Source organism: Candidatus Nanopusillus massiliensis, from assembly GCF_920984865.1.
Genome location: NZ_OV100765.1, coordinates 240,098 through 251,746, shown reverse-complemented (window position 1 = coordinate 251,746; position 11,649 = coordinate 240,098). Strand labels below are relative to the sequence as shown.

The window sequence follows — 11,649 nt, the reverse complement described above, 5'->3', positions numbered from 1 at the left end:
AATCTATTTCATCTATTAAAATAATCTTTCTATTCAATAATATTGATAATAATAATGAAAATCTTTTCTTTTCACCTCCAGATANATTTAATTAATTCCTCTATCTAAAAAATCTTCAGGGTCATCCTAAAACTTTTTCCATAATTTAATATCTTTTTTTCATCAAAATTATCCAAAATATACTTTAACAATGTTCTTGTTCTAATATTTTCTATTTCAACAGGATCCTGAAAAGAATAAAATATATATTTGATGTATTCTCAGTTTTTTCATTTGTTATATCTATATTATCTAAAAATATTTTTCCCTCTTTTTTTAAACTTTCATCATTTAATATTGCTTTTGCTAATGTTGTTTTTCCGGATCCACTCGCACCAAATATTAAATATAATTTCCCATATTCAAATTCTAAATTTATATTTTCTAATATTTTTTTATTATCAGAATAAACATTTAGTCCTTCTATTTTTAGCATTTAAAAAATATATTACAAACACTTATAAAGATAACTATGTTATACTTTTCTAGAGGATTTAAATCCAGGGGTCAAACCCCTTAAAGCTCTTTTTCTGTTTTTTCTATTAAGCAACCATGAATATTCTTCTCTATTATCGATATTTGGATTGTTCGGATCTGCTAATATAACTTCATACCATTTATATTTACCATCTTCCCCAACATAATATGAATTTATTACTTCTAAATTTTGATATTTTCTTTGTACTCGTTGTTCAGCAATTGCCCTTAAACTCATCATTTAATGATCTATAATAATAATAATTTTTTGTCTTAACATNNCTTGGCATATCTTTTCTTTTTCTCCATCCTTTCTTTACCNNNACTCTAACTAATATAATTCCATTTATTGGCTTCCATCCCAATTTTCTAGCTTTATCTAATCTTGTTGGTCTTTCTATCCTAACAATTTCAGTTTCCATTCTCCATTTAATTAATCTTTCTTTAATTAATTTCTTTAAATTTTCATCTTTAAATCTTTTTTTCCATGTTTCAACAAAATAATTATATGCAGATTTCATTGTTTATTTTGATTATCTTGATTTTGCTCTTGCTTATTTTCTTCGCTAAATTCTTTTTGTACTTCCTTTAATTCCTTATTTAATTTTATATCTTCATATCCAATCCACAATACTAGTATACCCAATATTAATATTACTAATCCTATCAATCCCTTTATTACTAATATAGTTTCTCCTAATCAATAATATATTAAAAATCAAGCCACATATTAATAATAATATTCCTAACAAACTTTCTTTTATCCAATCATCCATTTTGTATATTTGTTATAAATAATTTTTTAAATTATATATTATGAATGAAATTATAGAAGAATTAAGTAAATTAATTAATAGTATTCCATATGGTAAAGTAACAACATTTAAGATATTATCAGAATATTTGGGAGATAAATATTCAATAAAATTTATTATAAATTATTATAAAAAATTAAATGGACCATGGTGGAGGGTTCTAAATTCTGATGGGATAATAAATAATAAAATACAAGAAGAATTATTAAAAAATGAAGGAATAGAAATTATAAATAATAAAATAGTAAATTTAGAAAAATATTTATTTGATAATTTTAATGTAAAAGAAAAAATATTATTAAAATATAGAAAAATACAAGAAGAATTAGCTAAAAAAATTATTTTAGAAGATAATATAAATGATATAAATTTAATTGGTGGTGTTGATTTAAGTTATAGAGATGATATAGGTTATATAGTATATGTAATATTAGATAAAAATTTAGAATTAATCAATAAATATATATTCAAAGAAAAAATTGAATTTCCATATATACCATCCTTTTTAGCTTTTAGAGAAGGAGAACCAATTATAAAAACATTCAATAAAATAAAAGAAAAAATAGATATTTATTTGTAAATGGACATGGAATTTCTCATCCATTTAAAATGGGTCTAGCATCATTTGTTGGAGTAAAATTAAATATACCTACCATTGGAATAACCAAAAAATTATTATCAGGAAATGTTGTTGATAATAAGATTATAATAAATAATGAAGTTAGGGGATATAAAGTAGAAAAATTTGGAGAAACGATATATGCATCACCAGGAAATTTAATATCATTAGAAAAAACAAAAGAATTATCTGAAAAATATTGGATAGAAGGAAAATATCCAGAGCCAGTAAGATTAGCAGATATAATTAGTAAAAAAATTAAGTATATGGAGTAACCCTTTTAGCTACTTTTCTAAATTTATCATTCTTATAATAAAGTGTAGAAATAATTATTGAAGAAGAATATCCTAAGGCTACATATGATAAATGATCAAATATATAATTATTGCTTAATAATCCTAATAATAAAAAAAGTGTTCCTGTATTTACTAAATATGATCCATAAAGATCTTCTATTGTTTCTGGAAATGAATATCTCAAAGATGATTTTATATATTTTCTTAAACTTTCTGGAGTAATATCTTTAATAAACTTTGATATTTTTAATTTTTCACTTTCATCATCAAAAAATATGTCTATATCCTTTTATCTCTTATTTTATACTTAAATTTATCTATAAGCTAATTAAAGCCATTATTCTCTAAATGCCTGTACAATTATTCTTTCTCCAACATCCCAAACTAACAACTTTTTGTCCTTCCTGTATCTTACCTTTTAAATTCTCATCCAATACCTTTGCATCAAATGTTTCATATGTATCTAAATCCATTATTGTATATTTATCATCCGATATTTTTGCAATAACCTGTCCCTTTATTTTATTTATAACAGGAACTTCTATTGGTTCTTGTGTTGGTTTTTCTAACTCGGTAGTCTTTCCAGATACAACAGATCTTATTAAAATTCTAGCCTTTGCAGAAACAAGCTTTCCTGTCTTTGCAGTTTCCATTTCTAATACTTCCCATACTTCATTATTATACCATATATATGATCCTTTCTTTAATTACAATAACCTTCTTAACTTGTATCTCTGGCATAAAATTATTATTAATTTGAATTACTTATATATATTACCATTGAATATTTTATCTAAAAAACATAAACATAATACTAATAAATTATATTAATGGTTGATTATGAAATCTTGGATAATGGAATAAAATCTATATAAAGTCCCTTTTAGAAATGAGAATATTGCAATAGGAATATTAGTAAACATTGGATCAGTATTTGAGGATAAAGAATTTAGGGGAATTTCCCATTTACTGGAACATATGATGTTTCAATCTAATAAAAAATATAACAAAAATCAAATACATCTATTATTTGAAGAAAATGGATCAATTTATCATGTAATGACTTATTATAATTATACTNTATATTTTGCTGCAGTAATGAAAGAAGGATTTGAAAATATTGTGGACTTATTTTATTGGATGTTTGAAAATGATAAATATGATAATAATGAATTTGAAAATGAGAAAAATGTCGTAAAAACAGAAATAATGATGAGAGAAGATGACCCAACAGTAAGTTTGAATGATAACTTATCAAAATCTGTTTATGGAGATTCTGATTATGGGGATCCTGTAGGAGGATATATTGAAACGGTTAATAATATAACAAAGGATACATTAGAGGAATTTAAATATAAATACTACTCTCCAAAAAATATTTCAATATTCTCAGAAGGGAATATAAGTGATAAAGATATTGAAATTGTCAAGAAATGTTTTTCCAGATTGGAAGGAGATAATATAAAATTGAAAAATCCAAATAAGGGAGAAGGAAAAGATATAATAATAAAAATGAAAAATATACAACAAATATATTATAGTATTAATATAAATAGTGGTATTAAAAAAGAGGATATTATTACTGCATTAACAGAATTTTATAATTTAGGAGCATCTTCAAAAATATTTGAAATATTTAGAAATAAATATGTTATAGGATATTCTCCTTCGCTTTCTTTATCGAATTTCTATGATGATGAAATTATATATTCACTAATAATACCAGGATTTCAAATCGATAAAGAAAAAATAATAAATAAAGCAATTGAAGAATTTTTAGATAACTTAAAAAATATAGATGACAAATATAAAAAAGCAAGATCCAATATATAAAAAATTGATTATAATCTTAGAGAGGAAAACATATTAAAAAGGATAGAAACAGATCCATATTTGATAAAAATATTAAATATGCATTATGATCAATATTTCAATAAAGTATATAATTTATTATCAAATATTGATAGAGATTTTGTTGAAGAAAATAATAAATAATATATGATTTATTTGAAAAAGGCAAAAAAGTAATGATTTATCCTGAAGATTATGATAAAAGAAATAATTAATGGAATTGAAGAAACATTAAAGGAAAATAATATAAATGAAAAACTTGCATCCCCATATATTTGGGAAAAATATAAGGATCCTTTTCAGGTATTAATAACATATTATTATCTATAAGAGTAAGGGAAGAAAAAACATTGGAAGTTTCTGAAAGATTATTTAATAAATAGAATAAAGTTGAAGATATTAGAAATGCATCTTTAGAAGAAATAAAGGATACAATAAAGGATATTGGATTATACAATAATAAAGCAAAATGGATTAAAGAAATTGCCGAAAAATGGGATTATAATATATATTGATAGAAGAATATATTAGATCTTTACCTGGAGTTGAAAGAAAGATTGCAAAAGTTTGTTGAAAAATTGTATGTAATAAAAATTATATTGCAGTAGATACACATATTCATTAAAATATCAAACAGAATTGGATTAGTAAAAACAAAAAATCCTGAAGAGACTGAAATGGAATTATATCAGGTTATACCAAAAGAATATTATAATAAAATTAATTTTTTGTTTGTTTTTTTTGGAAGAAATATATGTAAACCTATTAATCCAAAATGTAATATATGTAAAATAAATAAATATTGTAAATATTATAAATCTTTATTTACATCTAGATAATTCAGGCATTAATCCTTCTATTAATTGCAATCTACTCAAAGTTCTAATCCATACAAAACCTGGTCCTTCTAAATGTGCAAAGAATAATCCTTCATCACCTAGAAACATTGCTTTAATTCCTCGTACTCTTTTAAATGATACCTTAGTACCAGCAGAATCAGCTAAAACATGACCTGCCTCTACATCTATAGATTGCCCTGCATTTAAATTTAATTGTAAAATATCTCCTGGAGCATGTAAAAATAATTTACCAATTCCTGAAAATTTTGCCATTAATAGTCCTTCTCCTGCAAGTATTCCAAATCCCAATCTTGTTATAGCTGCATTATATTTTACACTAGATTCTGCAGCCAAACAATTCTCTACATTCAACAAATATTTCATAATTATTTAAATTTATTTCAACAATCTTACCAGGTACATATCCAGTTAAATCTACCATTCCAGGGCCTGTTAACTTTAGAACAAAGAAAGAAGAANNNNTAATCTTTCTACCAATACCAGAAAATATTCCTCCTTGAACAACTGCATTTACATTTACTGTAGAAGATTTCCATATTAAATGCCCCGGATTAACATATACAGATTCTCCTGGATTTAAATTGATTATAATATCTTGTATACTATTTCCTTCAATTTTATATTCCATTAATTTAAAAAATATATTATAATTTATAAATATTAAAAAATTATTTGGGAGGAACGGATTTCTTTAATAATTCTACATGCTCATCTGTAATTTTTTCTTCTGCATATTTTTCTAATTTTACTTTGATTATCTATCTTTACTTTATGAAATATAAATAATTTATTTTGCAAATCTGCTTTAAATACTCTTATTTCTTTTAAAGATTTTAGATATTCTCGTATTTCATCATTCAATATTTCTGATAATTGTTTTGTTGCAATCCAATATTCTTACATGGATTAACAATGAATTTTTATTCCAGCATTTTTTAATGCCAATATTGTTTTCTTTGTTATTTCTGATACATATGTTATCTTTTGTTCACCACCATATGCAATAAATACAGAATCAAAATTATTTTTTACAATATCTTTTGCTATATCATTCAACTTATTATCATCATATAAATATATTTTTGCTATTTTATCTCTATATCCTTGTTTTGATATTAGGGAAGATACTAAAGAAGATGATAGAGAAGAACATACTTATCTGGATATGTTATTATTGCTATATTCTTATATTCATCAAATATTCTTTTTGCTACAATATATCCTGTTAATGCTCTCAAATATATTTCTTCTTCTAAAGAAGTCTAAGCTCATTGTTTCCATAAAATATTATAACAATTTATATTTAAAAACATTGAGGAAAGAAAAATAAAATTATTATAAAGCCTTTACATCTTCTTGAATATTTGTTTTGTTGCTAATTGTATATCTTCCCTCTTTACAGTTGTCTTTTTCCATGATTTGCCAATGAAACTGCTTCTTTTGCAATTTCTAATACAATATCTTCTAATTCTTGTTTTAGGTATCTAATTGCTTTATCTGATACTCTTGTTACTCCTGCTTGTTCACCCTTTTGCTTTAGGATCCTTTCAACTACAGCCATTGGACTTCCCCTCTCTCCTCTTTCCATAAAATATATATTATTAAGCTCCCTTATAAATTTTTCATATTTTGACTGATGACGAACGAGATCTTATCGTAAAAATACTTTGAGATTTTAATCACACGCATTTTTATTTTACAATATTACATACCCCATAGGTATATATCCAAAATATAGTATTTACCCAACAAATTTAAAATTGGGGCAAATATTAAAAAAACAGATTATTCTCTTGGAGCTAATACAAATCCAAATCTAAATTTATCAGTTGACTTATAATAATCCATATTGGCTTTCCAGAGTCCAATTTAAATGTTAATGTATCAGATATTCTTGCTACTTTAGATAATTTATATAAATAATCTATAGAATATCTTGCCATTGCTTTTGGTGGAACTTCCATAGATAATACACTTTCATCTTGTGGAGTTAGATCAATTCTCATATATGTTACTTCACCTTCAGCAATAAATGATACCTTTGGACCATCAGGATCTGCAACAACTTTTACTTCATCTGCAATTACTTTTGCAGAGTCTTATTATATCATAGAATAGCTTTGAATCCATCTCTAACTTTTATAGGTAATTCTAAGTTGGGCAAATCCATAAAAGATCCCTCAGATTCTATTAATGGCAATGTAAATAATTTTTTAGCTTTTCCATTATACAGTTAAAATAAATTTATTCTTTTCTTTATCTATTTCCCATGATATTTGATTCTTTAATGCAGACTTTTGTCATTATTTTCTTTAAATCTTCTAAATTTATTGTAAATTTTTCTTCATCTTGTACATCATATTCTGTAAACATATTTGGATACATATCCAATAATATTACTGCAACATTTGGTGGATCCAATGATGATAAAAATATACCATCCTTATTTGCTTTAAATGTTCTTTCTGATAAAAAGCTAACTAATTGCTGGTAATATATTTTTAATCTCTTTAGCTTGTGGAAAGTGTTACCTTCATTCTTTATAATTCCAAAAAAATTTTAAATATATATTAGTATNCCTTACCCTGAAGATATCCAATCATTAGTCCTATAATAAATATTATAATTGCCTGTATAGGATAACTTTGGAATATTGTTACAAAATCATAAAATCCTCCAATAAATTTATGATATATAAAATATGAGTATCCAACCAGTAATAATACTGCTATTAGTAATGCAGCTGCAAATGCACTACCATGTGTCGAATCCTTTCATAAAATCAATTGAATTTTTTAGTATTTAAAAATCTTTTTTGTATAAATCTTCCAGAATATTTCTCTAAATATTCATTATAATTTCCGCATTTAGAAGAATATACACATCTAGGACATCCATCAATACATTTACATTTATTTAAAGATATTATAGATTTTTTAATTAATTTTTCTATATTATTATATAATATTTCTGCTAAAACANNACCAGATTCATATCCTTCATATATAAATATTGTTGGTTTATTTGTTTGTGGATGAATTGGATGAGGATATCCGCCAAGTTCTTGCGAATCTACAAATGTTACAACAGGAGATATTTTTATTATATTATGCTCTATGCATGCAATCCTGATCTAAATGAAGATTCATAATCAACAATTTTCTTAACTAAAAATACTAATATATTATCTTTTATTAGATAATTCCTTTCTAAAAATTCTCCAATTTTTTCTTTTATTTTTTTACTTGCTAACCCTCTATATTTTTCATAAAAGAAATCTTTACTTATAGTAGAAGAAAAATTTAATATTTCATCAACATTTATATTATATTTTTTCTTTTCAATATACTTTTTTAATTTATCTAAAAAGAAATTATAATAAATACTTTCCAATTCCCTCTGATATCCTTCTGGTATTACAATCCATATTGCTTTTATCATTAAATTCATAATTTATGCTTTTTTGAAAATAATTCATATTTTGTGCATAATTTTCTCCCATTTTGTATTTTTCTATATATCCAACAAATTCTTTTTTTACTTTTATTTTTCCTAAATATATTTCCCAATCATTTATTACTTTTTTATCTATTGTATTAATTATTTTTACATCTTCATAATATATTGGACTTGTCTCTATATTTGAAAATTCTGGTCTAAAGAATACAAATGTAACATTATCTATACTATAATAATCTGTTTTCTAATTGATTTTCCTGAAGAGTAATATACCATTCCAGGTTATAAATAATCATAAAACGCAGGTTTATCCATTTCTTCTAGATTTTTCCTTTACCTTTTAGCATATTTATTATTCTTATTAATCCTTCCTTTTTCTTTATTCTTCTTATCATTTCTTCTTCTTCCTTTGTTAAATCTACAATATAATATACTTTATCTGAAATATTTCTTAATCCAGAATATATTACTTGACCATTTAATTTATAATATTCTTTTCTAAATAATGGATCCTTTATTTTTGATACAATATTTTCTCTTTCCAATTTTTCTAAATATTTTTTCTCCAAATCATTTAATATACTTTTATCAATTCTTCCAAATTCATTTATTAAATATTTTAAATGTTTTTTAACAACTTTTTCATTATCCAAATTTAAAGGAATACTCTCTAATTTGTTTTTTTCAATCCTATCTAAAAATTCATTTATATTTGTTGAATAATAAAAATCTAGTGCATCTTTTTTAAATATCATTAAATCTATTGAATCGGAAATTCTTCCAGATCTTCCAAATCTTTGGATTATTGAAGAAATTCCGTCTCTAGGTATTCCATCATTTTACTACAGTATTTTATTTCCCCAATATCTATTCCAAGTTCTAATGCAGATGTAGTTAATAATATTAAATATTCTCTCAGATTTAAATTTTTGTTCAATTTCTTTTCTTTTTTCCCTTAAATAACTTGCCTTATATGTAAAAATCTTATTATATTTATCTACATCTTGTGATTCTAACCTTAATAATATCAACACCTTTCTTTGATTCAATAAATATTAAAGACTTTATATTATTTTCTACTAAAATTCTTATTGACCTTTTTAATAATAATCTTGAACTTGAATTTCTGTGATCCAAACAAATTATATATTTTCTATATTTATTACTATAATCTTTATCAATTAATTCAAAATACTAGATCAAACATGTTTTTTGCAAATTCTATAGGATTTCTTAATGTTGCAGATAATGTTAATATTTTGAAATTATTATTTTTATAGAAATATTTTAATAATCTAATAATCTCCTAAATGTATATGCAGCATTTGTTCCAAATCCTCCTCTATATGAATAGTAATTCATCTACAACAATTAAATCTAAATTCCTAAAGAAATAAAATAATTTATCATGATTTTTTAATATATATAAATGTAAATTATTAATTGTAGTTAATATTAAATTTGATATTCCCCTTATTATTTTTTCCTTTTCACTATATGTTAAATCTCCCAAAATAAACTTCATCTTAATATTTAATTTTTTATTTGTATAATTTTCAAAATCTTTTATTAATTCTTCAAATTTTTCATACTGATCATATAATAATGCTCTCAATGAGATAAATTAATAAAAATGTTTTATTTGGATATTTTAATATATTATCAATAATATATAATCTAAATATATGAGATTTTCCAGAAGCTGTTGGAGTTGTTACAATTAGATTTTTATTTTTCTATAATAAATTTAATGCCTCAGCTTGATGTTTATATAATTTAAAGTTTCTAGAATTTAAATATTCATTTAATTCTTTATTATAAAATTCAAAATTATCAAATTCAGCACTTTTATTATTAATTAATTTAATTCCAACTATATAATCTTTAAACTCTTTTTCAAAAACATTTTTTAAATCATCAATATTCATATTTGCATATATAAGATTAAACATTTTTATATTAAATATAATGAAATATTTCTGCAAATTGGCAGAAGTATTAGAAAAAGTTGAGAAAATTAATGAAAAATCTTTGAAAATTGATGTTTTATGTAGATTTATTAAAGTCTTTAGATAAAAATGAATTAAAAATAACTATTTGGTTAATTTTGGGAAATGTGAAGAAGAATGGATTGAAAGAAAATTAATTTTATCTATAAGTACTATTGTAAATGTATTAAATAATTTAGGAGTAAATATTAAGGAATTAAGTTTATTATATAAAAAATCCGGAGCCTTAGGAGAAGCTGTTAAAATTATTTATGAAAAAGGAAATATAAAATTAAACAAATGGTTTGCCAAAAAATAGTACAATAATTGATATATATAATGAATTAAAGAAAATTGAAAATTTGGAAGGGGAAGGGTTAGAGAAAAAAGAATATTATATCTAGAAGGAATATATAAAAATTTATCACCTTTAGAAGCAAAATTGTTAACAATAATTTTACAAGGAGATGTGAGATATGGAGTATTAGAAGGAACAATTGAAGATTGTTTATCCTATATATATAGTATTGATGATGAAAAAATTAAAATTGCGCATGCAATAATTGGAGATATTGTAGTTCTATCAGAATATTTATTTGATAATCCAAAAAATATTGAAAATGTTAATATTAGATTATTTCACCCATTTAAACCAATGCTTGCAGAAAAGGCAAATAATTTCCAAGATGTATTTAATAATTTTTCTCCTGCAGCATTTGAATTAAAGTTTGATGGAATAAGGGCACAAATACATAAAAAAGGAAATGAGGTAAAAATCTTTACTAAGAGACTAAAGGAGTAACAAAATCTTTTCCAGATATAGTAGAATTGATATTAAATAATATAAAAAATAATGAAGTAGTTGTTGAAGGAGAGATTGTTGCATGGGATTATAATAAAAATCTACCATTACCATTTCAAGAAATTTCAAAAAGAATAAAGAGAGCATATGAAATTTCAAAGTATGTAAAAGAAATACCTGTTAAATTATTTTTATTTGATATAATTTATTTAGATGGAAAATTATTAATAAATAATGAATATATAAATAGAAGAAAAATATTAGAAAAAATTAGAGGAAATATTGATTTAACTGCAATGATAATTACAAATAAAGAAGATGAAGCAAAGAAATTCTTTGAAGAATCTATTAATATGAAAAATGAAGGTNNNGTTGCAAAGAAATTANATTCAAAATACATTCCTGGAAAAAGAGATAAATCATGGTGAAAAGTAAAGGGACAT

Annotated in this window: 22 protein-coding genes and 3 pseudogenes; 6 read left to right on the top strand and 19 right to left on the bottom strand. The window is 23.1% G+C overall.

Features of this window, described 5'->3' with window-relative positions; genetic code table 11:
• Positions 1 to 211 precede the first annotated feature (211 nt).
• The 4 genes from LUA84_RS01740 to LUA84_RS01730 all read right to left on the bottom strand — a co-directional run bounded on the left by LUA84_RS01740 (position 212) and on the right by LUA84_RS01730 (position 1,186).
• Positions 212 to 475 (bottom strand): ATP-binding cassette domain-containing protein, encoded by a 264-nt coding sequence (locus LUA84_RS01740; protein ID WP_231434166.1) that lies wholly within the window; start codon positions 473 to 475, stop codon positions 212 to 214.
• Between the two features lie 39 nt (positions 476 to 514).
• The gene (locus LUA84_RS04175) at positions 515 to 757 is read right to left on the bottom strand and encodes an eL15 family ribosomal protein (RefSeq protein ID WP_256443504.1); all 243 of its coding nucleotides are present in this window, start codon (positions 755 to 757) and stop codon (positions 515 to 517) included.
• Complete coding sequence (locus LUA84_RS04170) at positions 732 to 1,037, bottom strand: eL15 family ribosomal protein (protein WP_256443503.1); 306 nt, start codon at positions 1,035 to 1,037, stop codon at positions 732 to 734. The genes LUA84_RS04175 and LUA84_RS04170 overlap by 26 nt, the downstream gene beginning before the upstream one ends.
• A complete protein-coding gene (locus LUA84_RS01730) occupies positions 1,034 to 1,186 on the bottom strand; it encodes a hypothetical protein (RefSeq protein ID WP_231434165.1) in 153 nt (50 codons plus the stop codon). The genes LUA84_RS04170 and LUA84_RS01730 overlap by 4 nt, the downstream gene beginning before the upstream one ends.
• A 146-nt stretch (positions 1,187 to 1,332) precedes the next feature.
• Between LUA84_RS01730 and LUA84_RS05175 the strand changes: the two are divergent.
• Positions 1,333 to 2,225: pseudogene (locus LUA84_RS05175) on the top strand (endonuclease V).
• Here the strand turns inward: LUA84_RS05175 and LUA84_RS01715 are convergent.
• Positions 2,209 to 2,430, bottom strand: a complete 222-nt coding sequence (locus LUA84_RS01715) for a hypothetical protein (protein WP_231434162.1) — start codon at positions 2,428 to 2,430, stop codon at positions 2,209 to 2,211. The pseudogene LUA84_RS05175 and the gene LUA84_RS01715 sit on opposite strands and share 17 nt — an antisense overlap.
• Before the next feature lie 160 nt (positions 2,431 to 2,590).
• A pseudogene (locus LUA84_RS01710) lies at positions 2,591 to 2,941 on the bottom strand (hypothetical protein); the annotation flags it as partial.
• Positions 2,942 to 3,143: 202 nt separating this feature from the next.
• On the opposite strand from LUA84_RS01710, the gene LUA84_RS01705 reads away from it, so the two are divergent.
• From LUA84_RS01705 to LUA84_RS05170, 3 genes are all read left to right on the top strand, one after another.
• The gene (locus LUA84_RS01705) at positions 3,144 to 4,079 is read left to right on the top strand and encodes a M16 family metallopeptidase (RefSeq protein ID WP_308112656.1); all 936 of its coding nucleotides are present in this window, start codon (positions 3,144 to 3,146) and stop codon (positions 4,077 to 4,079) included.
• Between the two features lie 213 nt (positions 4,080 to 4,292).
• Positions 4,293 to 4,427, top strand: a complete 135-nt coding sequence (locus LUA84_RS04165) for a hypothetical protein (protein WP_256443502.1) — start codon at positions 4,293 to 4,295, stop codon at positions 4,425 to 4,427.
• A gap of 68 nt (positions 4,428 to 4,495) precedes the next feature.
• The gene (locus LUA84_RS05170; RefSeq protein ID WP_457913344.1) at positions 4,496 to 4,612 is read left to right on the top strand and encodes a hypothetical protein; all 117 of its coding nucleotides are present in this window, start codon (positions 4,496 to 4,498) and stop codon (positions 4,610 to 4,612) included.
• Positions 4,613 to 4,918: 306 nt separating this feature from the next.
• Here LUA84_RS05170 and LUA84_RS04160 read toward each other — a convergent pair whose 3' ends face one another.
• From LUA84_RS04160 to LUA84_RS01650, 13 genes are all read right to left on the bottom strand, one after another.
• Entirely contained in the window at positions 4,919 to 5,290 is a 372-nt protein-coding gene (locus LUA84_RS04160) for an AIM24 family protein (protein WP_256443501.1), read from the bottom strand.
• Positions 5,274 to 5,585 carry an AIM24 family protein gene (locus tag LUA84_RS04155; RefSeq protein WP_256443500.1) on the bottom strand — a complete coding sequence of 104 codons (312 nt, stop codon included), beginning with the start codon at positions 5,583 to 5,585 and terminating at the stop codon, positions 5,274 to 5,276. The genes LUA84_RS04160 and LUA84_RS04155 overlap by 17 nt, the downstream gene beginning before the upstream one ends.
• Positions 5,586 to 5,665: 80 nt before the next feature.
• Complete coding sequence (locus LUA84_RS01695; protein ID WP_231434160.1) at positions 5,666 to 5,818, bottom strand: hypothetical protein; 153 nt, start codon at positions 5,816 to 5,818, stop codon at positions 5,666 to 5,668.
• Positions 5,819 to 5,863: 45 nt separating this feature from the next.
• Positions 5,864 to 6,013, bottom strand: a complete 150-nt coding sequence (locus LUA84_RS01690; protein WP_231434159.1) for a hypothetical protein — start codon at positions 6,011 to 6,013, stop codon at positions 5,864 to 5,866.
• Positions 6,014 to 6,353: 340 nt separating this feature from the next.
• Positions 6,354 to 6,545: a histone gene (locus tag LUA84_RS01685; RefSeq protein ID WP_231434158.1), complete on the bottom strand. Its 192-nt coding sequence runs from the start codon at positions 6,543 to 6,545 to the stop codon at positions 6,354 to 6,356.
• A 211-nt stretch (positions 6,546 to 6,756) separates the two neighbouring features.
• Entirely contained in the window at positions 6,757 to 6,963 is a 207-nt protein-coding gene (locus LUA84_RS01680) for a beta clamp domain-containing protein (RefSeq protein WP_231434157.1), read from the bottom strand.
• Between the two features lie 250 nt (positions 6,964 to 7,213).
• Entirely contained in the window at positions 7,214 to 7,456 is a 243-nt protein-coding gene (locus LUA84_RS01675; RefSeq protein ID WP_256443585.1) for a beta clamp domain-containing protein, read from the bottom strand.
• Between the two features lie 283 nt (positions 7,457 to 7,739).
• On the bottom strand, positions 7,740 to 8,060 hold the full coding sequence (locus tag LUA84_RS05165) for a Zn-binding domain-containing protein (RefSeq protein ID WP_457913343.1): 321 nt from the start codon (positions 8,058 to 8,060) through the stop codon (positions 7,740 to 7,742).
• An 11-nt stretch (positions 8,061 to 8,071) separates the two neighbouring features.
• Positions 8,072 to 8,398, bottom strand: coding sequence for a hypothetical protein (locus tag LUA84_RS01670; RefSeq protein ID WP_231434156.1), 327 nt, complete (start codon positions 8,396 to 8,398; stop codon positions 8,072 to 8,074).
• A gap of 338 nt (positions 8,399 to 8,736) precedes the next feature.
• Entirely contained in the window at positions 8,737 to 9,171 is a 435-nt protein-coding gene (locus LUA84_RS01665) for a hypothetical protein (protein ID WP_231434155.1), read from the bottom strand.
• 87 nt (positions 9,172 to 9,258) lie between these two features.
• Complete coding sequence (locus tag LUA84_RS01660) at positions 9,259 to 9,465, bottom strand: hypothetical protein (protein WP_231434154.1); 207 nt, start codon at positions 9,463 to 9,465, stop codon at positions 9,259 to 9,261.
• Between the two features lie 293 nt (positions 9,466 to 9,758).
• Positions 9,759 to 10,031, bottom strand: coding sequence for a DEAD/DEAH box helicase (locus LUA84_RS01655; protein ID WP_231434153.1), 273 nt, complete (start codon positions 10,029 to 10,031; stop codon positions 9,759 to 9,761).
• A gap of 121 nt (positions 10,032 to 10,152) precedes the next feature.
• Positions 10,153 to 10,368, bottom strand: coding sequence for a hypothetical protein (locus tag LUA84_RS01650; protein ID WP_231434152.1), 216 nt, complete (start codon positions 10,366 to 10,368; stop codon positions 10,153 to 10,155).
• 145 nt (positions 10,369 to 10,513) lie between these two features.
• Between LUA84_RS01650 and LUA84_RS01645 the strand changes: the two genes are divergently transcribed.
• Together LUA84_RS01645 and LUA84_RS01635 are read left to right on the top strand one after the other, a co-directional pair.
• Positions 10,514 to 10,723 (top strand): hypothetical protein, encoded by a 210-nt coding sequence (locus tag LUA84_RS01645; RefSeq protein ID WP_231434151.1) that lies wholly within the window; start codon positions 10,514 to 10,516, stop codon positions 10,721 to 10,723.
• A gap of 336 nt (positions 10,724 to 11,059) precedes the next feature.
• A pseudogene (locus tag LUA84_RS01635) lies at positions 11,060 to 11,634 on the top strand (ATP-dependent DNA ligase).
• The last annotated feature ends 15 nt before the right edge of the window (positions 11,635 to 11,649 follow it).